This is a genomic window from Bacillus sp. HY001 (genome assembly GCF_007558965.1).
Classification (GTDB): domain Bacteria; phylum Bacillota; class Bacilli; order Bacillales; family Bacillaceae_G; genus Bacillus_A; species Bacillus_A mobilis.
The window spans coordinates 294,903-318,157 of record NZ_VLTE01000005.1 but is presented as its reverse complement, the minus strand read 5'-3'; the positions used below and the strand labels follow the sequence as shown (position 1 = coordinate 318,157).

Sequence of the window (23,255 nt, the reverse complement as noted above, 5' to 3'; positions counted from 1 at the left end):
TAATATAATATTTTCTTTGAATAAAATTAGAAAATAGGTGGATTGACCCGTAAAACAAATGTTTGGTACAATGGAGCGGTTAGAAAAGTAATTTATACATACAAACATATAGTATGACTATTTGAATGAAGAACTGAGAAAAGCCCTTAATAGGGGATTAGTTTATAACGAGGTGAATGGGGCATTGTTATCGGAATTATCGATTAGAAACTTTGCTATTATTGAGGCATTAAATATTTCTTTTCAAAAAGGATTAACGGTTTTAAGTGGTGAAACAGGGGCCGGAAAATCGATTATTATTGATGCGATTAGTTTACTTGTAGGTGGCCGTGGTTCAGCGGAATTTGTTCGATACGGAACAGAAAAAGCTGAGATAGAAGGGTTATTTTATGTAGAAGATGATAAGCATCCGTGTATTGAAAAGGCAGAAGAATTGGATATAGAAATAGAAGACGGCATGATTATTTTGAAGCGTGATATCGCTGCAAACGGAAAAAGTGTATGTCGTGTAAATGGGAAACTGGTTACCCTTAGTATATTAAAGGAAATTGGAAAAACACTTGTTGATATTCATGGGCAGCACGAAACACAAGATTTAATGAATGAAGAGCGTCATATGTTTATGCTTGATCATTTTGATGGAGATCGCATTGTTAAACAATTGGGTATATATCAAAATGTATACGCTGACTATGAGAAGTTAAAAAAACAGTTAAAATCGTTAAGTGAAAATGAACAACAAATGGCGCATCGTTTAGATTTAATTCAATTCCAGCATGAAGAAATCCGTAAGGCGGATTTAAAGATGGATGAAGAAAATGAATTAACTGAAGAACGATTGCAAATTTCTAATTTCGAAAAAATTTACAAAGCATTAGGCGATGCATATCGCTCATTAAGCGCTGACGGACAAGGGTTAGATAATATACGAAGCGCAATGGGACAAATGGAGAGTATTACACATTTAGATGAAGTATATCAAGAAAACCATGATTCAATTGCAAATAGCTACTACTTATTAGAAGAAGTTGCATATCAACTTAGAGAAAAGCTCGATATGATGGAATATGATCCGAATCGTTTAGACGAAATTGAAACGCGTTTAAATGAAATTCGTATGCTAAAGAGAAAATATGGAAATACTGTAGAAGAGATTTTAGCGTATGCTGATAAAATTGAACAAGAAATTTTTACGATTGAAAATAAAGACGTTCATATTGAAACGACGAAGAAGCAATTAAAGGAATTAGAAAGTGTTATTCTGAAAGAAGCAATGTCGTTAAGTAATATGCGTCATGAACTTGCAGAGCATCTTACAAATGCCATTCATCAGGAATTAAAAGAATTGTATATGGAAAAAACAAAATTTGAAGTAAGAATTATGAAGCGAGTAGGAAATGCTGAAGAGCCTCTTGTAGAGGGAGCACCGGTAAGACTTACGGCGGATGGCTACGATCATGTGGAATTTTATATTTCAACAAATCCAGGTGAGCCGCTAAAACCACTTTCAAAGGTCGCTTCTGGCGGAGAGTTATCTCGTATTATTTTAGCTTTAAAAAGCATTTTTTCTAAGCATCAAGGTGTTGCATCAGTTATCTTTGATGAAGTGGATACTGGTGTAAGTGGTCGAGTTGCACAGGCTATTGCGGAAAAAATTTATCGAGTATCAGTAAACTCGCAAGTGCTTTGTATTACGCACTTACCTCAAGTGGCTTCAATGGCGGATTCGCATTTATTTATTAGAAAACAAGTAGCGAATGATCGAACAATTACATCAGTTACCGTTTTAACTATGGAGGATAAAGTAACGGAAATCGCTCGAATGATTTCTGGTGTGGAAATTACAGATTTAACGACAGAACATGCGAAAGAATTACTTACGCAAGCGCATCATTTTAAACAGACAGCAGAGGCTATCCAGTAATGGATAGCTTTTTTTCTCAAATAATGATTTCTTAATTCTTCCGGTTATAAATAAAGCACTGCAAGGAGAGATTAAAAAGTGAAGCCAAAAGGCTGAATGTGGGGTAGGAGCGAGGAGAGTGAACAAATTGAAATTAGAAAGATTTCGCAAAATAATAGGTATTTGTCTCCTTGTTTCTTTAGTTTTTATTGGGTGTTTTAAACCGCTTCGGACGTTTATTTCATCTCCGAAGCAACTTGTTGTTTTTGAAGGACAACAATCAGAAATAGCGTCATTACCAGTTTTTAAAGCTTCATCTACAGATCGTCATGTGTTTACAGTAAGTTCAAATGAACAAAAACAAGGACTTATGGTAAATTCTCATCAAAATGGTGAAGCAGATATGGTGTTTCAGCTTGCTGGTTTTCCAGTGAAAAAAGTAAATGTGAAAGTATTGAAAGATTTTAAAGTTATTCCAGGTGGACAATCAATTGGTGTGAAGTTAAATACAAAAGGGGTACTTGTTGTAGGCCATCATTTAATTCAAACTGAAAAAGGGAAAGTATCTCCTGGTGAGACAGCTGGTGTGCAAATTGGAGATATGATTACTGAAATTAATGGTAAAACAATTGAAAGAATGAGTGATGTAGCACCATTTATTCATAATAGTGGTGAAACAGGTGAACCGCTTAATCTTGTTTTGTTAAGAGATGGAAAACACATCCGCACTAAGTTAACACCACAAAAAGATAGTGGAGAATCGTCTTATCGCATTGGTTTATATATTCGTGATTCGGCAGCTGGAATCGGAACAATGACATTTGTTCATCCTGATTCTATGAAATATGGGGCACTTGGTCATGTCATTTCTGATAACGATACGAAAAAGCCGATTCAAGTCGAAGATGGACAAATTATGCGTTCGACGGTTACATCAATTGAAAGAGGTAGTCATGGGAATCCAGGAGAGAAATTAGCGAGGTTCTCACCAGATCGTGAAGTGATTGGTAATATTACAATAAATAGTCCGTTTGGTATATTCGGGAAACTAAATACAAATATACCAAATGGCGTAATGGATAAAGCAATGCCTATTGCACTATCTCATCAAGTAAAAGAGGGGCCAGCAAAAATATTAACAGTTATTGATAAAGATAAAGTGGAAGCGTTTGACATTGAAGTTGTTAGTACAGTACCGCAAAAGTTTCCGGCTACAAAAGGCATGGTAATAAAAGTCACAGACAAACGTTTATTAGCGAAAACGGGTGGTATCGTACAAGGCATGAGCGGAAGTCCAATTGTACAAAACGGAAAAGTAATTGGTGCTGTTACACATGTATTTGTAAATGATCCAACATCAGGATATGGTGTTCATATTGAATGGATGTTACATGAGGCTGGAATTAACATTTATGAACAAGAAAGAAAAGCGAGCTAATTATTAATTAGCTCGCTTTTCTGTTGAAAAATTCGTTGAAATTTTGTAAAAGCTCCGCAAGAGGTGTTTTTTGTTGTAAAATAAAAGAAAAGGGTTGAACGTTTCGTTGTATTTCTATGATGGAATGTGTTGCGAAAGGGAATAAATGAGCGATAAACATATTTTTTTGTGATTTTATCGGAAAGTAACAAACTTTAAAAGGGAATTTTCACACAATTGTCGAACAATTCATGTAGCCTAGAAGGATACACATGTCGGAGAATCGATTCGGTAAGGGAGGAAAAGCTGTGGAGAAAATTAAAGTATGTCTTGTGGATGATAATAAAGAATTAGTATCAATGCTAGAGAGTTATGTAGCTGCTCAAGATGATATGGAAGTAATCGGTACTGCTTATAATGGTCAAGAGTGTTTAAATTTATTAACTGATAAGCAGCCGGATGTACTTGTTTTAGACATTATTATGCCACATTTAGATGGTTTAGCTGTACTAGAGAAAATGCGACATATTGAAAGGCTAAGACAGCCTAGCGTAATTATGTTGACAGCATTCGGACAAGAAGATGTGACGAAAAAAGCAGTTGACTTAGGTGCTTCATATTTCATATTAAAACCATTTGATATGGAGAATTTAACGAGTCATATTCGTCAAGTGAGCGGTAAGGCGAACGCTACCATTAAACGTCCACTTCCATCTTTCCGTTCAGCAACGACAATAGATGGAAAACCGAAAAACTTAGATGCAAGTATTACGAGTATCATTCATGAAATTGGTGTGCCTGCTCATATTAAAGGGTATATGTATTTAAGGGAAGCAATCTCTATGGTGTACAATGATATCGAATTACTGGGATCTATTACGAAAGTATTGTATCCAGATATTGCGAAGAAATATAATACAACAGCAAGCCGCGTCGAGCGTGCAATCCGTCATGCAATTGAAGTAGCATGGAGTCGAGGAAATATTGATTCTATTTCGTCCTTATTCGGTTATACAGTATCCATGTCAAAAGCAAAACCTACGAATTCTGAATTCATCGCAATGGTTGCGGATAAGCTGAGACTTGAGCATAAGGCTAGCTGAGAGTAGAATCGGTAAGGAGTTTAAGCTTGAGTAAAGCTTAAACATTCTTGAAACTTATACTCGATATTAAATTTAAAATCAATGAACTTTTTATTTAATGACCAATGAATGCTAGAATTCGTTGGTCTTTTTATTTACTTCGATTTTAGGATTTTGAAGGTATACATATTTAAATAGAAAAATGCAATGAACATAAGGATATGTATAGGAAATACGTGGGTTTGACATCATAATTCCTATAACGTATCATTGATTGGGAAAGTTAAGAGATATAGGAGAATGGATGAATGACTTTAAAAAAAATAGTGAATCGAGCTTACCCAATCATTGTTATGACGGTGTTTTTATCTATATTTTCAATGATAGTAAGTAAATTTTTTATCCCGAAAATAATATTAATGAGTGGTGAATTTCCTTATCCCACTGAGGAGTATACTCCCCAAAAAGTCGGTGCTGTTATAGCGGCAACGTTGCTTTTATTTGCGCTCTTCTTTATGTATTATAAAAGGGTTATTAATAAAATGAAAAGAACGCACACAAATATTATGATTGCTTTAGGTATCGTAATCATTTTGACGACGGAAATAATGATTACTTCCATCGCATTTAACCCTGTTATAGGAGATTATGCCATCCTTAAACAAGGAATTGTTTCTGTGTTTAATGGAGATAATCAATTTTTAGAAATGGGACAGCTTCTATTTTATCCATATAATACACATATTGTATTATTAGGAGGATATTTTGCGAAATTGATAGGAAGCGTAGATGTAGCGATGAAAATATTACCGATAGTGTGTATAACAGGTAGTATTATTTTAAATGTATTGATTGTAAGGAAAATTACAAACTTTAAAGTTGCTCACATATCAATCGTGTTATCTGTGCTAAACATTTTTATATATTGGCAGGCGCCAGTTTTCTATACACATACATTAGTAATATTTTTTATTTCAGCAACGATGTATACATATTTGTGTTTGAAAACGGCAGAAACAAAAAGAATGAAGATTATTTTATGGATTTTATTAGGGGGTTTCGCAGCTTGTACTTATATTATAAGACCGACAGCATTGGCGGTAGCGTTAGCGATTTTAATTGAAAATATTTTTAAGTTTCGTAAGGAGTATTCCGTAAAGGTATTAAGTAGTGTTTTATTTTGTTTAATCCTTATTATAAGTTTTAAAGGTATAACGACAAAGCTAAATCTTAGTACCGATAATGAAATTGAAAAAATTCCATTCACTCATTGGGTGAAAATGGGGCTGAACAAAGATACGTATGGTGTGTGGAATCAGGCAGATGCAGATTATATTGATGATGAAAACATAAAGAATACAAAGGATTTGAATGAACACAATAAAGAAGTTATAGTGCAACGTTTCAGTGAACTTGGTGTAACGGGTTATGTACAACATTTAAATGAAAAAATAACTAGAGAATGGGTATCAAGTCAGTTCTCCATGTACCGTATTGGAGAATGGTTTGAGCAGAAGAATGATACGATAACTAATTACGTATCGAACTATAGTACAAAGAATTATGAAATCGTTACTATATATTCGTATGTTATCAAATTATTCGTTTATGTAGCTGTTCTGGCGGCTGTTATACTTTATAAAAAGAAAGATGAAAATGAATCGGAAGTTATACGTATTGCGATGATTAGTACGTTAGGTGTGTTTACTTTCTTATTACTATGGGAAACAGCGCCTCATTATACTTATGAGGCATTTGCATTTATGAATATTCCAGCTTCTTTAGGATTATATAAATTGTTTATGATTTTTAACAAAGAAAAGAAAACTGCATAATTTGAGTAACTGAAACGAGTAGTAAGAACCCCCTCTTTTATTAAAAGAGGGGGTTTCATTTATTGATTATAAATGTTTGAAGAAAAGATTAAACGGAATCAGAGTATATCTGTTAAAGGATTTTAGCGGGGAAGTCATCCGTGATATAATAGAAAATAATAAAAAGCCCTGCAAAACAGGACTGTATTATTCTTCGTCTTTATTTTGTTTTTCTAATTCAACTAACTTTTGAATTAAAATGTGCTGCGGCATATGCATAAGTTGTTCGAGTGGAACACCTAATGCCTTTGATAGGCGGACTGCAGTGTCTGGAGAAATTTGTAATGGTCTCATAGAAGTACCTCCTTTTTCGTATAGTATAGCATAAGATTGGGGGAGTGAGGATGACTCTTATATTTGCACATCGTGGTGCAGCGGGAACGTACCCAGAAAATACAATGATTTCATTTGAAGCAGCTGAATCTTTTAGAGCAGATGGAATTGAACTTGATGTTCAATTAACGAAAGACGGAAAGGTTGTCGTCATTCATGATGAAACAGTGAACAGGACAACAAATGGAAAAGGTGCGGTTCGAAATTTTGTATATGAGGATTTATGTAAATTAGATGCGAGCTACACATTCAGTGATAAAGTAGGATTTTGTAAAATCCCTCTTTTAGAAGAGGTGTTAGAATGGATTGAAAAAACAGAGTTGCTACTTAATATTGAACTTAAAAATAATAAAATTCCATACAGAGGTTTAGAAGAAGAAGTTATAACGCTTGTGCGGAAATATAATCTAGAAGATCGTGTTATATTTTCTTCATTTAATCACTACAGTATGAAAAAGTGTCATATGATGGCTCCTGATATTCAAACAGCGATTTTATATCGCGAAGGTTTGCATAGTCCATGGGCGTATGCAAAAAAAATGGGTGCTACAGCAGTACACCCGAATTATCGTTATCTGCAAGATGCTGTTGCTGAATTAACGATGGAGAGTGGTGTAGAGGTTCGTCCTTATACAATTAATGAAGAAACGCTTATGCGAAAATATTTTGATATGAATATTTCGGCGATTATTACTGATTACCCTGAAACGGCAAGAATCTTATTACCAATAAAAAAATGAGACCGCGTGTAACGGTCTCGTTTTTTTATTTATCCCGCTATTTGCGGGCAGTAAGACCCCCGCCTCAAAATTCAGTGAAAGCAAAGAAGTTAGGTGGGAGATCAACCGCCCGTAAAAGCCCGATTGGTGAGGGCTGATAATCAGTAGGGCTTTCTTATCTTCTAAAGCGAGCTTGTACTTTATTTCGTTTACGGTCTCGGTGTAAGACGAAGCCACCAAAAATATAAAACCCGAGCGCGAAGCAAAGAGCGCCAATTAAAAATTGTAACCACAGTATAGAAAGTGGAGGAAATAGAATCCCAAATACAGTATCTCTCATTAACTTAATGCCAAACACAGCTAATGAAATAGGAATGAGTGCTAATAATAGAGCAAGGTAACGCTGCATATAAACGCTCCTTTTCAGATTATTTTGTTTATTTTAATGATGTTATATGGAAAGGGGGTTTGTCAAGAGGGGGCTGAACGAGTAAGATAAGGGTGTGAAAAATTTTGCAGAGATACTTCGAGAGGAAGTGTAATATATGAAACAAAAAGTGTTAATTGTTGGTGCCGGTGAAGGTGGCAGTACACTGCTCAATCTGTTACAAAGTTCAAATATATTTCAAATTATAGGGATTATTGATATAAATCCGTTAGCGAAAGGATTACAAATGGCTACGGAATATGGGGTTACGATTGGAGAGAGTGTAACGCAGTTTCTTACTATGCACATTGATGTAATGTTTGATATGACAGGTGACGCTGATTTACATAAAGTTTTATTAAAGAAGAAGCATAAAGATACGCTGCTTATACCAGGCGATATTGCGAAAATTGTTACGAGATTAGCACATGAGAAGGAAGATTTAATTGGAAAGTTAGAAGAACAAACGCAGCAAGGGGATTTAATTTTAAATTCTACACATGACGGTATGATTGTGATTGATCGAGAGGGACAAGTTCGCCTGTTTAATAAAAGTGCAGAGCGTATTATCGGATATAAAAAAGAAGATGCGGTAGGAAAATATATTTTAGAAGTTATTCCGACTAGTAAATTGCTTCGTATTATACGTACGAAACAAATAGAAGTAAATTATGAACTGACATTAGAGAATGAAAAGAAAATTATTACAACCCGTATTCCGATATTAAAAGAAGGAGGAGAGGTACAAGGGGCATTTGCGATTTTTAAAGATATAACAGAAGTTGTAGATCTTGCGGAAGAAGTTACAGATTTAAAAGAGATTCAAACGTTACTTGAGGCAATTATTAACTCATCTGAAGAAGCGATTTCAGTCGTGGATGAAAAAGGAAGAGGGTTAGTAATTAACCCTGCCTATACGAAATTAACAGGTTTAACAGAAGAGGACATTATTGGAAAGCCAGCTACAACTGATATTGTAGAAGGTGAAAGTATGCATATGAAAGTACTTCGAACGCGTAGGGCGGTACGAGGAATACATATGAAGATTGGGCAAAAAAAGCGAGATGTAATTGTAAACGTAGCGCCAGTCATTGTGGATGGGATATTGAAAGGGAGCGTTGGTGTAATTCGTGACGTATCAGAAATTCAAAAGTTAACAAATGAATTGAATAGGGCAAGGCAAATTATTCGAACGTTAGAAGCGAAATATTCATTTGATGACATTGTCGGAAATTCTGATGAAACAACGGCGGCTATCGAGCAGGCAAAACTTGGGGCGAATACACCAGCGACAGTATTACTACGCGGAGAGTCAGGGACAGGTAAAGAATTGTTTGCGCATGCTATCCATAATGGAAGTAATCGAAAATATAATAAGTTCGTTCGTGTAAACTGTGCAGCTATTTCGGAGACTTTGCTAGAAAGTGAATTATTCGGTTATGAGGAAGGGGCATTTTCTGGCGCGAAAAGAGGCGGAAAACGTGGATTCTTTGAGGAAGCGAATAACGGTAGTATCTTTTTAGATGAAATAGGAGAACTATCTGCAAATACGCAGGCGAAACTCCTTCGCGTGTTGCAAGAAAAAGAGATTGTAAAAGTTGGTGGAACGAAAGCGATTCCTATCAATGTTCGAGTAATTGCAGCGACACATGTGAATTTAGAAAAAGGCATTCTAGAAGGAGAGTTTAGGGAGGACTTATATTATCGATTAAATAAAATTCCAATTCAAATTCCATCTCTTCGTCAGCGTAAAGGGGACATACCGGCAATTGCAGAAAGATTAATTCAAAAAATTAATCAAGATTATGGCCGAAATATAGAGGGGCTCACTGATCCAGCTATTTTATATTTACAATCATATGAATGGCCAGGAAATGTGAGGGAGCTTGAAAATATTTTGGGGAGAGCTATTATCTTTATGAATTATAACGAGACCTATATTGATGTACACCATTTACCGCCATTACATAATGAAGAGCAGGTGGAGTCAAAGCAAACTCATTTATTACCCGAGTTAGAGGAAAAGCCACTTGAACATTTAGTGACAGAGTTTGAAGGGAATATCATTCATGAATATTTAGAGAGGTTTGGCGGAAATAAAACACAAACGGCAAGAGCGTTAGGAATTTCGGTCCGAAATTTATATTACAAGCTAGAAAAGTATGAGTGTGCAAAAAATAGCATGCAATAAATTGCGTACCATGCAATTTATTGCATGGTATACAAAATACGACAAATCAAGACAGAATATTTTGTTATTTTCCAAAGTATTGATTTTACTGCATTTTGAATGCGTTTTCATTATTGGTAAGACCACTTTGAAAAGTTGGCACGGTATTTGCTTTATAAAAAGACGAGGGACGACGGAAAGGGTTGATTACAAAATATGAAGTTAGAACACTTAATTGATCAAGCAGCAGGCCAGCCTAAAAAAACTGTGGCTGTAGCAGTAGCTGAAGATCATGAAGTAATTGAAGCTGTAGCGAAAGCAATTACATTACAGCTAGCTCAATTTCGTCTATATGGAAATCAAGAAAAAATAATGGTGATGTTACAAGAACATGGTTTGCAAACTTCAGAACATATTGAAGTGATTGCAGCAGCATCAAGTGCTGAGGCTGCAGAACTTTCTGTTAAAGCTGTAAGAAATGGCGAAGCAGATGTGCTTATGAAGGGAAACATCCCAACAGCAAATATTTTGAAAGCTGTATTAAATAAGGAGTGGGGACTTCGTAAAGGGAGCGTACTTTCACACGTTGCAGCATTTGAAGTTCCAAATTACGATCGTCTAATTTTTGTTACAGATGCAGCGATGAATATTGCACCTGATGTAACACAGAAAGCTGCTATTATACAGAATACTGTAGAAGTTGCCCGGGCAATAGGAATAGATCTGCCAAAGGTAGCGCCAATTGCAGCGGTAGAGGTTGTGAATCCTGCGATGCAAGCGACAATTGATGCAGCGATGTTAACTCAAATGAATCGCCGCGGACAAATTAAAAATTGTGTCGTTGATGGACCACTTGCTTTAGATAATGCAGTATCACAAATTGCAGCAGAACATAAAGGCATAGTAAGTGATGTAGCAGGTAAGGCAGACATTTTACTCGTCCCAACGATTGAAGCTGGAAATGTGCTATACAAATCACTCGTATACTTTGCGGATGCAAAAGTAGGAGCTATGATTGCTGGCGCAAAAGCACCGATTGTTTTAACATCTCGTGCTGATTCAGCAGAAACAAAAGTATATTCATTAGCATTGGCAGTTGCGACTGCTTCAAAATAAACCAAAAAGGGTAAAACACTAGGGGGAAACGACAATGACATTAGAAATCTTCGAATACTTAGAAAAATATGATTATGAGCAAGTAGTATTTTGTCAAGATAAAGAATCTGGTTTAAAAGCAATTATTGCAATTCATGATACAACACTTGGACCAGCTCTTGGTGGAACAAGAATGTGGACATATGATTCTGAAGAAGCGGCGATTGAAGATGCATTGCGTCTTGCAAAAGGGATGACATACAAAAACGCAGCAGCTGGCTTAAACTTAGGTGGTGCGAAAACAGTAATTATCGGTGATCCACGTAAAGATAAGAGCGAAGCGATGTTCCGCGCATTAGGACGTTACATTCAAGGACTAAACGGACGTTACATTACAGCTGAAGATGTTGGTACAACAGTAGATGATATGGATATTATCCACGAAGAAACTGACTTTGTAACAGGTATTTCACCATCATTCGGTTCTTCTGGTAACCCATCTCCAGTAACTGCATACGGTGTTTACCGTGGGATGAAAGCAGCTGCGAAAGAGGCTTTCGGTACTGATAATTTAGAAGGAAAAGTAATTGCTGTTCAAGGCGTTGGTAACGTAGCATATCACCTATGCAAACATTTACACGCTGAAGGAGCAAAACTAATCGTTACAGATATTAATAAAGAAGCTGTACAACGCGCGGTAGAAGAATTCGGTGCATCAGCAGTTGAACCAAATGAAATTTACGGTGTTGAATGTGATATTTACGCACCATGTGCATTAGGCGCAACAGTTAATGACGAAACTATTCCACAACTTAAAGCAAAAGTAATCGCAGGTTCTGCAAATAACCAATTAAAAGAAGATCGTCATGGCGACGTGATTCATGAAATGGGTATTGTATACGCACCAGACTATGTTATCAATGCTGGTGGTGTAATTAACGTAGCAGACGAGTTATATGGATACAATAGAGAACGTGCACTAAAACGTGTTGAGTCAATTTATGACACAATTGCAAAAGTAATCGAAATTTCAAAACGTGATGGCATTGCAACTTATGTAGCAGCAGATCGTTTAGCTGAAGAGCGCATTGCAAGCTTGAAAAACTCTCGTAGCACATACTTACGCAACGGTCACGACATTATTAGCCGTCGCTAATCATTCATATATTACTTTTACAAAAGGTGTGGTTACCTCTTACGAGGTTTCCACTTCCTTTTGAATTTATTAGTGGAGGTAGCAACAGTGTCCTTAAATCGAATTCTTGTTATTAATCCGGGTAGTACATCCACAAAAATTGGTGTTTTTGATAATGAAAGACCCGTTTTAGAAGAGACTATTCGTCATGACGAAGAACAAATTGGAAAATATAAGAGAATTATCGACCAATATGAATTTCGTAAAGAAACGATCTTAGAAGTTCTACATTCTCACGGTATTAACATTTCAAAGTTAAACGCAGTTTGTGGGCGCGGGGGATTACTTCGTCCAATCGAAGGCGGAACATACACAGTGAACGATTCGATGTTAGAAGATTTAAAAAATGGCTTTAGCGGTCATCATGCTTCAAATCTTGGAGGCATTTTAGCATATGAAATCGCTTCTGGATTAAATATTCCGGCATTCATAGTAGATCCTGTCGTTGTAGATGAAATGGAGCCGATTGCTCGTATAAGCGGTATTGCTGGTATGGAACGTAAAAGCATTTTCCATGCATTAAACCAAAAAGCAGTTGCTCGTAAAGTAGCTGAAGAATTAAATCACAAATACGAGGATTTAAATTTATTAGTTACACATATGGGCGGCGGTATTACAGTTGGTGCTCATAAAAAAGGAAAAGTTATCGATGTGAATAACGGCTTAAACGGTGAAGGACCATTTAGTCCAGAGCGTGCTGGTACAGTACCGGTAGGACAATTAGTTGAGATGTGTTTCTCTGGGGAGTATTACCGTGACGAAATGGTTAAAAAGCTTGTTGGACAAGGTGGACTTGTAAGTCTAATCGGTACAAATGATGCAATCAAAGTAGAACAAATGGTTGAAAAAGGTGATCCGGAAGCAACTCTTATTTATAAAGCAATGGCATATCAAGTTGCGAAAGAGATTGGCGGAGCTAGCGCTGTACTTCACGGGAAAATTGATGCAATCGTTCTAACTGGTGGACTTGCGTACAGTAAAATTCTTGTCGATGAAATAAAAGAGCGTGTGGACTGGATTGCTGATGTTATCGTACATCCAGGGGAAGATGAATTACAAGCATTAGCAGAAGGAGCACTTCGTGTATTACGTGAAGAAGAAGCGCCGAAAGAGTATGTTGTACGAGAAAAACAAACAGTAGCTAGGGGTTGAGATAATGGCAAGAGAATATGATTTAGTCATCGTTGGCGGCGGTACTGGTGGTTATGTTGCTGCTATTCGAGCATCGCAACTAGGTTTAAAAACTGCACTTGTTGAAAAAGAAAATCTTGGTGGTACTTGTTTGCACAAAGGATGTATTCCTAGTAAAGCTCTTTTACGTAGTGCGGAAGTATACGCAACTGCTAAAAAAAGCGAAGAGTTCGGGGTTATTGCAAGTAATGTAGAACTAAACTTTGCGAAAGTACAAGAGCGTAAAGAGAAGATTGTAACGCAACTTCATAAAGGTGTTCAACACCTAATGAAACAAGGTAAAATTGATGTGTTTGAAGGTATTGGCCGTATTCTTGGCCCATCTATTTTCTCTCCAATGCCAGGGACAATTTCAGTTGAACTTGCAAGTGGAGAAGAGAATGAAATGTTAATTCCAAAAAATGTACTTGTTGCAACAGGTTCTCGTCCGAATTCATTACCAGGTTTAGAATTAGACGGAGAGTATGTAATGTCTTCCGATCATGCTCTAAAAATGGAAACGCTTCCTAGTTCGATTATTATCGTTGGTGGCGGTGTAATCGGTATTGAGTGGGCATCTATGCTTGCTGACTTCGGTGTAGAAGTTACAGTATTAGAGTATGCGAAAACGATACTACCACTTGAAGATCAGGACGTTTCAAAAGAAATGCAACGTCTATTCAAGAAAAAAGGTATTAAAGTGGTAACTGGTGCAAAAGTATTACCAGAAACATTGGTAAAAGATAATGGAGTAACAATTCAAGCTGAACATAACGGTGAGAATAAAGAATTTAAAGCAGAAAAAATGCTTGTATCTGTAGGAAGACAGGCCAATACGCAAAATATTGGTTTAGAGAATACGGATATCGTTGTGGAAAAAGGATACATTCAAACAAATGAGTTTTATCAAACGAAAGAATCTCATATTTACGCAATTGGAGATGTAATCGGTGGCTTACAACTTGCTCACGTTGCTTCTCATGAAGGAATTGTTGCAGTAGAACATATTGCAGGTAAAGAAGTTACACCAATTGATTATTCTATGGTATCAAAATGCGTATATAGCAGTCCGGAAGTTGCTTCTGTCGGTTTAACAGAACAAGAAGCGAAAGAAAAAGGCTATAAGTTAAAAGTAGGTAAGTTCTCATTCCGTGCAATCGGAAAAGCACTTGTATACGGCGAATCAGATGGTTTCGTAAAACTTGTAGTTGATGAAGAAACAAATGACATTCTTGGTGTTCACATGATTGGACCACATGTAACAGATATGATTTCTGAAGCTGGTCTTGCAAGAGTACTTGATGCAACACCGTGGGAAGTAGCACATACAATTCATCCGCATCCATCATTATCTGAGGCGATTGGTGAAGCAGCATTAGCTGTAGATGGAAAAGCGTTACACGCATAAAAATGTGGATTTAGGAGGTTATGAAAAATGGCAGAAGTAAAAGAAAAGCGCCATGAAGAGCTTGGCTTAAGTGATGAGCAAGTATTAGAGATGTTCCGTACGATGTTACTTGCGCGTAAAATCGACGAACGTATGTGGTTATTAAACCGCGCTGGTAAAATTCCATTCGTAATTTCTTGTCAAGGACAAGAGGCGGCACAAGTTGGAGCAGCATTCGCTCTTGATAGAGAGAAAGATTATGCATTACCATACTACCGTGATATGGGTGTTGTACTAGCGTTTGGTATGACAGCTAAAGAACTTATGTTGTCTGCTTTCGCGAAAGCTGGAGATCCAAACTCTGGTGGTCGTCAAATGCCTGGTCACTTCGGTCAAAAGAAAAATCGTATTGTGACAGGATCATCTCCAGTAACAACGCAAGTACCACATGCAGTTGGTATTGCATTAGCTGGAAAAATGGAAAAGAAAGATTTAGTAACGTTTGTTACATTTGGAGAAGGTTCTTCAAACCAAGGTGACTTCCATGAAGGCGCAAACTTTGCTGGCGTACACAAACTACCTGTTATTTTCATGTGTGAAAATAATAAATACGCAATCTCTATTCCAGTTGAAAAACAATTAGCATGTAAAAATGTATCAGATCGTGCAATTGGTTACGGTATGCCTGGATATACAATAGACGGAAACGATCCACTTGCAGTATATAAAGCTGTAAAAGAAGCTGCAGACCGCGGCCGTCGTGGTGAAGGCCCAACTTTAATTGAAACAGTATCATATCGTTTAACAGCACATTCTAGTGACGACGATGATCGTGTTTATCGTGATAAAGAAGAAGTAGAAGAAGCAAAGAAAAAAGATTCAATTATAACATTTGCTGCTTATTTAAAAGAAGCTGGCGTGTTAACTGAGGAATCTGAAAAACAAATGTTAGACGAAATTATGCATATCGTAAATGAAGCAACAGAATATGCAGAAAATGCTCCGTATGCAGCACCTGAAGATGCATTGAAGCACGTATACGCAGAATAGGGGGGAACGTTTCATGGCTGTAATGTCTTATATTGATGCTATTACATTAGCAATGCGCGAAGAAATGGAACGCGATGAGAAAGTATTCGTTTTAGGTGAAGATGTTGGTAAAAAAGGTGGCGTATTTAAAGCGACACATGGTTTGTATGATCAATTTGGTGAAGATCGTGCGCTTGATGCACCGCTTGCGGAATCTGCAATTGCTGGGGTAGCAATTGGTGCGGCAATGTATGGTATGCGTCCAATCGCTGAAATGCAGTTTGCTGATTTCATCATGCCAGCAGTAAACCAAATTGTTTCTGAGGCAGCAAAAATTCGTTATCGTTCTAATAACGATTGGACTTGTCCAGTTACAATTCGTGCACCATTTGGTGGGGGTGTCCACGGTGCATTGTATCATTCACAATCTGTGGAAGCGATGTTTGCAAACCAACCAGGTTTAAAAATTGTTATCCCTTCTACACCATATGATGCAAAAGGTTTATTAAAAGCAGCAATTCGTGATGAAGATCCAGTATTATTCTTCGAACATAAACGTGCATATCGCTTAATTAAAGGTGAAGTGCCAGAAGATGATTACGTATTACCAATCGGAAAAGCAGATGTAAAACGTGAAGGTGATGATATTACTGTTATCACATACGGATTATGTGTTCATTTTGCTCTTCAAGCAGCTGAAAAGTTAGCACAAGATGGCATCTCTGCACATGTTCTTGATTTACGTACTGTATATCCATTAGATAAAGAAGCAATTATTGAAGCAGCTTCTAAAACAGGTAAAGTTCTTCTTGTAACAGAAGACAATAAAGAAGGAAGTATTATCAGTGAAGTGGCAGCAATTATTGCGGAAAACTGTCTGTTTGATTTAGATGCGCCAATCGCACGTCTTGCAGGTCCAGACGTTCCAGCGATGCCATATGCACCAACAATGGAAAAATTCTTTATGGTAAATCCAGATAAAGTTGAAAAAGCAATGCGTGAACTTGCGGAATTTTAATCGGGGGGACTATACATGGCTGTAGAAAATATTACAATGCCTCAGCTCGGGGAGAGCGTTACAGAGGGTACAATTAGTAAATGGCTCGTTAATGTTGGCGATCACGTAAATAAGTATGATCCGCTTGCAGAAGTAATGACTGATAAAGTAAATGCTGAAGTACCATCTTCTTTCACTGGTATTGTGAAAGAGTTAATCGCTGGTGAAGGTGAGACGTTAGCTGTAGGCGAAGTAGTTTGTGTTATTCAAGTAGAAGGCGCAGATGAAGTAGCAGCGACAGCTGTTGAAGAAAAAACAAAAGAAGAACCAAAGGCAGAAGTAGCTACGTCTGCAAAAGCACCGAAAGCAAAACAACCAACTGATGGAAAACCACGTTTTTCACCAGCTGTTTTAAAACTTGCGGGTGAGCATAACGTTGATTTAGATCTAGTAGAAGGTACGGGAGCAAATGGCCGTATCACTCGTAAAGATATTTTAACACTAGTGGAATCTGGAAATATTCCGCAAGCAGGTGCGAAGAAAGAGGAAGCGGTAGCAGCAGTAGTAGAAGCTCGTCCAGAAGCACCAAAAGCTGCGCCAGTCGCACAAAAAGTAGAAGCGGCAAAACCAGTTTCTGTACCAACAATGCCTGGCGATATCGAAATTCCAGTAACAGGTGTGCGTAAAGCAATTGCAGCGAACATGTTGCGTAGTAAACACGAAGCACCACACGCTTGGATGATGATTGAAGTAGATGTGACAAACCTTGTGTCATACCGTAATTCAATTAAAGGTGATTTCAAAAAACGCGAAGGCTTTAACTTAACGTTCTTTGCTTTCTTCGTAAAAGCAGTAGCACAAGCGTTAAAAGAGTATCCTCAAATCAATTCAATGTGGGCTGGTGATAAGATTGTTCAGAAGAAAGATATTAACCTTTCTATCGCTGTTGCAACAGAGGACGAACTATTTGTACCAGTAATTAAACACGCGGACGAGAAGACGATTAAAGGTATCGCTCGTGAAATTACAGAGCTTGCAGGAAAAGTACGTACGAAATCGTTAAAAGCGGACGAAATGCAAGGTGGAACATTTACAATTAATAACACAGGATCATTCGGTTCTGTTCAATCTATGGGTATTATTAATTACCCACAAGCGGCTATTTTACAAGTTGAATCAATTGTAAAACGCCCAGTTATTATGGATAACGGTATGTTCGGTGCTCGCGACATGGTTAACTTATGTTTATCACTTGATCACCGTGTACTAGATGGCCTAATTTGTGGCAAGTTCTTAGGACGTGTAAAAGAAATTCTAGAAAATACGTCAGAAAATAATACATCTGTATATTAATAAAAAGCTCGCTTATGCGAGCTTTTTATCATCTTATTTCTTCATTTGCATCCTACTATATGTACAACACTTTTCACGGCAATCTTACAATGAACGAGTATGTATTAGAAATTTACGAAAATACATTGCTGATATATGGTATATAGATATAAAATAAGAAAAGAATAATTTTTTTGGCAAATCTTACTGACGAAACTGTAGTATAATATATTGTATTGTATGAAAAAGAGAGTTATTCTATATAAGTGTTTTATAGATAATGTGTAATCAGTCGTCAAAACATGAAGAATGTTGACTCCTGGTTTTTTATTTTGCTGTAACAATGTTTCAGGAGGATGTCATGAAAAGAAGTACCGAGTTTCTAAAAAGTTTAGATGTAAAATTAATATTAATTTTGTTTGCATTATGTGTTACGAGTATAGCTGCTATATATAGCAGTCAGCAAACTGGCCAATATGGAGAGGCAAACTTTGCGATGAAACAGGGTTTGAACTACATAATTGGAGTTGTATTGTTACTGCTTGTTGCAAGCATTGACTTAGATCAATTACAAAAATTGTCTTGGCCACTTTATATCGTTGGATTTGCTTCACTTATTCTTTTGAAAATACTACCGGTTTCCACTTTTACACCTGAAAAATTAGGTGCAAAAAGATGGTTTGTATTTCCATTAGTTGGACAAATTCAGCCATCTGAGTTTTTCAAAATTTCCTTGCTTCTCGTAGTAGCAAGTATAGCAGTAAAACATAATGCACAGTATATGGCAAGAACATTCCAAACAGATTTACAATTAGTAGGTAAAATTATGCTAGTATCTCTCCCGCCTATGGCTGTTGTATATAGCCAACCGGATACAGGGATGGTGTTCTTATATGCTGCTGCTATTGCATGTATTTTATTTATGTCAGGTATTCAGAAGAAATTGATAGCGTTATGTACAGTTATTCCGGTGACCGTTTTATCTGCGTTAATATTTATTTACGTAAGGTATGAGGATTTCTTCTTTAATAATTTAGTTACGTTACTAAAACCTCACCAACAATCACGTATTGTAGGTTGGTTAAATCCATTTGAAAATGCAGATCAAGGTTATCAAACACAGCAATCGATTTTAGCTGTAGGTAGTGGTGGTATGGAAGGGAAAGGGTTTGGTGAAGGGAACGTTTATATCCCTGAGAAGCATACTGACTTTATTTTTGCTACAATTGCCGAAGAAGGTGGATTTATCGTAGCAGCTTTAGTTGTATTCTTGTTCCTATTACTACTATATAGAACAATTATTATTGGTTATTCTGCTGATAATTTATTCGGTACATTATTATGTGCTGGATCAATTGGGATATTAACGGTTCAAATATTCCAAAACATCGGTATGATCGTTGGATTAATGCCTGTAAAAGGGATTGCATTACCTTTCTTATCATACGGGGGAAGTTCCTTGTTCTCAAATATGATTATGATGGGTCTCATATTATCGGTACGGAAAACGTATAAAAAGTATATGTTTTCTGTTAAGTAAAAAGCTGGTTCGTTTAAATACGAACCAGCTTTTTTACATATATGCTCTTAAACGTTGCAAACTAAAACAGAATAGCAGTTTGAGACGGGTAAGGAGTGCAAAGTGATGCATATGCATATTTTTGAAGGGGCACGGCATCTTTCTAATAGTGAGTGGGTTATTCGGGCTATTATAGCATACATATTCTTAATATTAGTTGCGAAAGCGATGGGACAAAGGTCCATCGCACAACTTCGTTTTTTAGATGTCGTATTAGTGTTATTGCTTGGTGGGAATATTTCTAACGCATTATCTGATGAAAAAGTGGGATTACTCGGTTCGATGATTACAACGTTCATACTCGTTGTACTTCACATTATAAGCTCAGTCTTAATGTTGAAATGGGATAGATGGAGACGCTTTTTAGAGCCGGCACCTATTATTCTTATACATAATGGTTCCATTGATTTTAGCAATTTGAAAAAAGCGAGAATTACGGTGGAATATTTATTTTCGGAACTTCGTATGCGAAATGTGAGCGATATTCAAACGGTTAAATTAGCATTATGGGAAGCAAGCGGTGTTGTTTCTATATTTCAGTATCCCCAATATGAAGCAGCTTCACGACTTGATCTGAAAGTGGCGGGAAGAAGGTCTCCAGTTTCTTTTGTATTAGTAAAGGATGGGAGCATTCAGCAAGATGTTCTAGCTTTAGTAGGAAAAACAGAAGAGTGGGCGAGAGAATTTTTAGAGAAGAGCGCAGAAGTTGAATCCATTATGTTAGCTACAGTAGATGAAGCTCATAAAATCAATATTTTGTTAAAAAAATGAAAAATATACGCATTTTGTCGTTTCATACATATGATACAATAGTGTGGACAACGAAAAAGGAGGGATACGATGGGATATGTAGAGGAGTTACGAAAAGTAGTTGGTCATCGCCCTTTAATTTTAGTTGGTGCTGTTGTACTCGTTATAAATGAACATGGATATGTATTATTACAGCAAAGAACAGAGCCTTACGGAAAATGGGGATTGCCTGGCGGGCTAATGGAGCTTGGCGAATCACCAGAAGAAACAGCTTGCCGTGAAGTATATGAAGAGACAGGAATAGAAGTGAAGAACCTTCGATTAATTAATGTATTTTCAGGAGCGAATTATTTTACAAAACTAGCAAATGGTGATGAATTTCAATCCGTAACGACAGCCTATTATACCGAGGAATACGAAGGGGAGTTTGTTATGAATAAAGAAGAAGCGGTTCAGCTTACATTCTTTCCACTAACAGAACTACCTGACTATATTGTAGGATCGCATAAAAAAATGATTATGGAATATATAAAAATTATGGGAAATAAGATATAATACAATGAAAGAGATACAAAAACACAGTTCTGGTCGGTAGTCCAGACGCATGATTACATGTCAGTAACCTTCCCCTCCGGGATGTCCAGTATTTCTAATTTTTTTAAAGGAGGGGCTGTCAATGGATTTGACAGTATATCACGATGGTCAATTTTTCGTAGGAATTATTACACATAAAGAAAAAGGAAAATTGTATGGAGCACGGTATATTTTTGGAATGGAACCTTCAGATGAAGAAGTACTTATATTTGTGAATGGTCCAATGTTAGCGTATTTCCAGCACGTTGCAAAATGCGGTGTGGAAGTGAAAGAAAAACAACGTCCAAAAAATATAAAACGTATCATACGACAAGCGGCAAAAGAAGTAAATGTAAAACGTTTTACTAAGGCACAAGAGGCAATTGGCTTATCTTATGAACTGCATAAACAAGAAAAGAAAGTGCGGTCTAAAGAGATGCGAGAAGCTGAAAAACAAAGAAGACGTTTAATCAAAGTACAAAAAGCAAAGCAAAAGCATCGTGGCCATTAAGAAAAGGTGTTAGAGCAAGAGCTCTAACACCTTTTCTATACCCAAATACAAGTAAACTTACTTGTATTTCATAAACATTAACTGGTAAGATACAAATAGGTAGTTTTAGAGGAGGGAAAAGATTGATTAATTTTAACTTTTTTATGAATGATGTTGTCCGCCAAGCGCGTGAAGAGATTGTCTCTGCTGGATATACAGAATTGACGACGCCGGAAGCAGTAGAAGAAGCGTTTAAAAGAAATGGAACAACACTTGTAATGGTAAACTCTGTATGTGGTTGTGCAGGTGGTATTGCTCGTCCTGCTGCTGCGCATTCCGTACATTATGATAAACGTCCTAACCATCTTGTAACGGTGTTTGCAGGTCAAGATAAGGAAGCAACAGCAACAGCTCGTGAATATTTTGAAGGATATCCACCTTCTTCTCCATCATTCGCTTTATTAAAAGATGGAAAAATTGTAACGATGGTAGAACGTCATGAAATTGAAGGTCATGAACCAATGCAAGTTATTGCAAAGCTACAATCTTATTTCGAAGAGAATTGTGAAGAACTATAAATATAAGTGAAAAGGCGGTACGTCCACAATGAAGTGGATGTACCGCCTTTTTTTATTTAGTATTAAAATTTATCCCGCTTTAATGAGCAGTAAGACCCCCACCTCAAAATGCAGTGAAAGCAAAGAAGTTAGGTGGGGGATGAAGAAAACCCCCACTGATTAAAGTTTCACTTTATGGGACATGCATAGTTATGTTGTTTTATGCAATATTTTATACATGATAAACGTTATTAATATTGTTATTTTATTTATTTTTATTTTATATATTGCATAAAAATGAAAGTGCTGATACAATACAAACATCGAATAAATATTCTATTAAACTTTTAAATATACATTATTAGGGGGAAGAAAGATGAAGAAGTTATTATCGATATCGTTTGCACTTATTTTAATTGTAAGTATGTTCAGCGCTTGTAGTAATGGGGACGAAAAGGCTAGTGGAAAAAATAAAAAAGTACTGGTTATGGGGACTTCAGCAGATTATAAACCATATGAATACGTGGAAGCTTCAAAAAGTGATGAAATTATCGGCTTTGATGTTGATGTTGCTAAATATATCGGAAAAGAACTTGGTTATGAAGTGAAAGTGAAAGATATGGATTTTGGTGGTTTATTAGCATCGCTTAGCTCAGGAAAAGTTGATTTCGTAATGGCAGGTATGACGCCTACTGCAGAGCGTAAAAATAATGTTGATTTCACAGATATTTATTTTGTTGCGAAAAACATGGTCGTTTCTAAAAAGGATTCTAACATTCAATCTGTAGAGGATTTAAAAGGGAAAAAAGTAGGGGTACAAACAGGATCTATTCAAGAAGAGAAAGCGGCAGAATTTAAAAAACAAGTAGATTTCAAAGTTGAGGGACGTGACCGTATACCAGAAATCGTACAAGAAATTAAAGCTGGTCGTTTTGACGCTGCAATTATAGAAGACACAGTTGCTAAAAATTATGTAGAGAAAATGAAAGATTTACAAGGAATTGAAATTCAAGAAGCACCAGAAGAAGTAGGAGCAGCAATTGCCCTTCCGAAAAACAGTGATAAAACAGCAGAATTTAATAAAGTAATTAAAAAGATGCAAGAAAATGGAGAAATGGATAAATTAGTGAAGAAATGGTTTGGCAGCGAAAAATAAGCTGCCTTTCACTTTTCTGT

General features: G+C 36.6%; 21 protein-coding genes. 19 read left to right on the top strand and 2 right to left on the bottom strand.

The genetic code is table 11. The annotated features are described in order from the left end of the window. Positions 1–184 precede the first annotated feature (184 nt). The 4 genes from recN to FOT98_RS04315 all read left to right on the top strand — a co-directional run bounded on the left by recN (position 185) and on the right by FOT98_RS04315 (position 6,237). Entirely contained in the window at positions 185–1,924 is a 1,740-nt protein-coding gene (recN, locus tag FOT98_RS04335) for a DNA repair protein RecN (RefSeq protein ID WP_063260842.1), read from the top strand. 118 nt (positions 1,925–2,042) lie between these two features. Then, positions 2,043–3,341 carry a SpoIVB peptidase gene (gene spoIVB, locus FOT98_RS04330; RefSeq protein ID WP_063260843.1) on the top strand — a complete coding sequence of 433 codons (1,299 nt, stop codon included), beginning with the start codon at positions 2,043–2,045 and terminating at the stop codon, positions 3,339–3,341. A 287-nt stretch (positions 3,342–3,628) separates the two neighbouring features. Then, on the top strand, positions 3,629–4,423 hold the full coding sequence (spo0A, locus tag FOT98_RS04320) for a sporulation transcription factor Spo0A (protein WP_000411416.1): 795 nt from the start codon (positions 3,629–3,631) through the stop codon (positions 4,421–4,423). A gap of 287 nt (positions 4,424–4,710) precedes the next feature. Then, positions 4,711–6,237: a glycosyltransferase family protein gene (locus tag FOT98_RS04315; protein WP_061677476.1), complete on the top strand. Its 1,527-nt coding sequence runs from the start codon at positions 4,711–4,713 to the stop codon at positions 6,235–6,237. A gap of 186 nt (positions 6,238–6,423) precedes the next feature. Here FOT98_RS04315 and FOT98_RS04310 read toward each other — a convergent pair whose 3' ends face one another. Further along, complete coding sequence (locus FOT98_RS04310) at positions 6,424–6,570, bottom strand: YycC family protein (protein WP_001247671.1); 147 nt, start codon at positions 6,568–6,570, stop codon at positions 6,424–6,426. Positions 6,571–6,620: 50 nt separating this feature from the next. Here FOT98_RS04310 and FOT98_RS04305 point away from each other — a divergent pair, with 50 nt between their 5' ends. Further along, positions 6,621–7,349 carry a glycerophosphodiester phosphodiesterase gene (locus FOT98_RS04305; protein ID WP_063260844.1) on the top strand — a complete coding sequence of 243 codons (729 nt, stop codon included), beginning with the start codon at positions 6,621–6,623 and terminating at the stop codon, positions 7,347–7,349. 154 nt (positions 7,350–7,503) lie between these two features. On the opposite strand, the gene FOT98_RS04300 is transcribed toward FOT98_RS04305, so the two are convergent. Next, positions 7,504–7,737: a DUF2627 domain-containing protein gene (locus FOT98_RS04300; RefSeq protein ID WP_001190187.1), complete on the bottom strand. Its 234-nt coding sequence runs from the start codon at positions 7,735–7,737 to the stop codon at positions 7,504–7,506. A gap of 136 nt (positions 7,738–7,873) precedes the next feature. Between FOT98_RS04300 and FOT98_RS04295 the strand changes: the two genes are divergently transcribed. From FOT98_RS04295 to FOT98_RS04220, 14 genes are all read left to right on the top strand, one after another. After that, entirely contained in the window at positions 7,874–9,946 is a 2,073-nt protein-coding gene (locus FOT98_RS04295) for a sigma-54 interaction domain-containing protein (RefSeq protein WP_063260845.1), read from the top strand. Between the two features lie 195 nt (positions 9,947–10,141). After that, positions 10,142–11,041: a phosphate butyryltransferase gene (yqiS, locus tag FOT98_RS04285; RefSeq protein WP_063260846.1), complete on the top strand. Its 900-nt coding sequence runs from the start codon at positions 10,142–10,144 to the stop codon at positions 11,039–11,041. 34 nt (positions 11,042–11,075) lie between these two features. Beyond that, complete coding sequence (locus tag FOT98_RS04280; RefSeq protein ID WP_000171356.1) at positions 11,076–12,176, top strand: leucine dehydrogenase; 1,101 nt, start codon at positions 11,076–11,078, stop codon at positions 12,174–12,176. Positions 12,177–12,263: 87 nt separating this feature from the next. Next, complete coding sequence (gene buk / locus FOT98_RS04275; RefSeq protein ID WP_000056195.1) at positions 12,264–13,367, top strand: butyrate kinase; 1,104 nt, start codon at positions 12,264–12,266, stop codon at positions 13,365–13,367. Between the two features lie 4 nt (positions 13,368–13,371). Beyond that, positions 13,372–14,793, top strand: coding sequence for a dihydrolipoyl dehydrogenase (lpdA, locus tag FOT98_RS04270; protein WP_000090438.1), 1,422 nt, complete (start codon positions 13,372–13,374; stop codon positions 14,791–14,793). A gap of 27 nt (positions 14,794–14,820) precedes the next feature. Then, positions 14,821–15,822 carry a 3-methyl-2-oxobutanoate dehydrogenase subunit alpha gene (bfmBAA, locus tag FOT98_RS04265; RefSeq protein WP_000852551.1) on the top strand — a complete coding sequence of 334 codons (1,002 nt, stop codon included), beginning with the start codon at positions 14,821–14,823 and terminating at the stop codon, positions 15,820–15,822. 13 nt (positions 15,823–15,835) lie between these two features. After that, positions 15,836–16,819 (top strand): 3-methyl-2-oxobutanoate dehydrogenase subunit beta, encoded by a 984-nt coding sequence (gene bfmBAB / locus FOT98_RS04260; protein ID WP_000290073.1) that lies wholly within the window; start codon positions 15,836–15,838, stop codon positions 16,817–16,819. 15 nt (positions 16,820–16,834) lie between these two features. After that, the gene (locus FOT98_RS04255) at positions 16,835–18,151 is read left to right on the top strand and encodes a dihydrolipoamide acetyltransferase family protein (RefSeq protein ID WP_061677488.1); all 1,317 of its coding nucleotides are present in this window, start codon (positions 16,835–16,837) and stop codon (positions 18,149–18,151) included. 340 nt (positions 18,152–18,491) lie between these two features. After that, entirely contained in the window at positions 18,492–19,670 is a 1,179-nt protein-coding gene (locus FOT98_RS04245) for an FtsW/RodA/SpoVE family cell cycle protein (protein ID WP_061677489.1), read from the top strand. A 105-nt stretch (positions 19,671–19,775) separates the two neighbouring features. Beyond that, positions 19,776–20,480 (top strand): DUF421 domain-containing protein, encoded by a 705-nt coding sequence (locus FOT98_RS04240; RefSeq protein ID WP_061678081.1) that lies wholly within the window; start codon positions 19,776–19,778, stop codon positions 20,478–20,480. A gap of 69 nt (positions 20,481–20,549) precedes the next feature. Next, the gene (locus tag FOT98_RS04235; protein WP_063260847.1) at positions 20,550–21,014 is read left to right on the top strand and encodes an NUDIX hydrolase; all 465 of its coding nucleotides are present in this window, start codon (positions 20,550–20,552) and stop codon (positions 21,012–21,014) included. A 121-nt stretch (positions 21,015–21,135) separates the two neighbouring features. Further along, the gene (locus tag FOT98_RS04230) at positions 21,136–21,543 is read left to right on the top strand and encodes a YjdF family protein (RefSeq protein ID WP_063260848.1); all 408 of its coding nucleotides are present in this window, start codon (positions 21,136–21,138) and stop codon (positions 21,541–21,543) included. Positions 21,544–21,686: 143 nt separating this feature from the next. Next, on the top strand, positions 21,687–22,100 hold the full coding sequence (locus FOT98_RS04225) for a BrxA/BrxB family bacilliredoxin (protein ID WP_002008492.1): 414 nt from the start codon (positions 21,687–21,689) through the stop codon (positions 22,098–22,100). Between the two features lie 355 nt (positions 22,101–22,455). Next, the gene (locus FOT98_RS04220) at positions 22,456–23,235 is read left to right on the top strand and encodes a transporter substrate-binding domain-containing protein (protein ID WP_063260850.1); all 780 of its coding nucleotides are present in this window, start codon (positions 22,456–22,458) and stop codon (positions 23,233–23,235) included. Positions 23,236–23,255: the final 20 nt, after the last annotated feature.

Bases quoted from the DNA above. Each gene is read 5' to 3' on its own strand.
- FOT98_RS04315 (WP_061677476.1), top strand. From the start codon at position 4,711: ATGACTTTAAAAAAAATAGTGAATCGAGCTTACCCAATCATTGTTATG.
- FOT98_RS04310 (WP_001247671.1), bottom strand. From the start codon at position 6,570: ATGAGACCATTACAAATTTCTCCAGACACTGCAGTCCGCCTATCAAAG.
- FOT98_RS04305 (WP_063260844.1), top strand. From the start codon at position 6,621: ATGACTCTTATATTTGCACATCGTGGTGCAGCGGGAACGTACCCAGAA.
- FOT98_RS04300 (WP_001190187.1), bottom strand. From the start codon at position 7,737: ATGCAGCGTTACCTTGCTCTATTATTAGCACTCATTCCTATTTCATTA.
- FOT98_RS04295 (WP_063260845.1), top strand. From the start codon at position 7,874: ATGAAACAAAAAGTGTTAATTGTTGGTGCCGGTGAAGGTGGCAGTACA.
- yqiS (WP_063260846.1), top strand. From the start codon at position 10,142: ATGAAGTTAGAACACTTAATTGATCAAGCAGCAGGCCAGCCTAAAAAA.
- FOT98_RS04280 (WP_000171356.1), top strand. From the start codon at position 11,076: ATGACATTAGAAATCTTCGAATACTTAGAAAAATATGATTATGAGCAA.
- lpdA (WP_000090438.1), top strand. From the start codon at position 13,372: ATGGCAAGAGAATATGATTTAGTCATCGTTGGCGGCGGTACTGGTGGT.
- bfmBAA (WP_000852551.1), top strand. From the start codon at position 14,821: ATGGCAGAAGTAAAAGAAAAGCGCCATGAAGAGCTTGGCTTAAGTGAT.
- bfmBAB (WP_000290073.1), top strand. From the start codon at position 15,836: ATGGCTGTAATGTCTTATATTGATGCTATTACATTAGCAATGCGCGAA.
- FOT98_RS04255 (WP_061677488.1), top strand. From the start codon at position 16,835: ATGGCTGTAGAAAATATTACAATGCCTCAGCTCGGGGAGAGCGTTACA.
- FOT98_RS04245 (WP_061677489.1), top strand. From the start codon at position 18,492: ATGAAAAGAAGTACCGAGTTTCTAAAAAGTTTAGATGTAAAATTAATA.
- FOT98_RS04240 (WP_061678081.1), top strand. From the start codon at position 19,776: ATGCATATGCATATTTTTGAAGGGGCACGGCATCTTTCTAATAGTGAG.
- FOT98_RS04235 (WP_063260847.1), top strand. From the start codon at position 20,550: ATGGGATATGTAGAGGAGTTACGAAAAGTAGTTGGTCATCGCCCTTTA.
- FOT98_RS04230 (WP_063260848.1), top strand. From the start codon at position 21,136: ATGGATTTGACAGTATATCACGATGGTCAATTTTTCGTAGGAATTATT.
- FOT98_RS04225 (WP_002008492.1), top strand. From the start codon at position 21,687: ATGAATGATGTTGTCCGCCAAGCGCGTGAAGAGATTGTCTCTGCTGGA.
- FOT98_RS04220 (WP_063260850.1), top strand. From the start codon at position 22,456: ATGAAGAAGTTATTATCGATATCGTTTGCACTTATTTTAATTGTAAGT.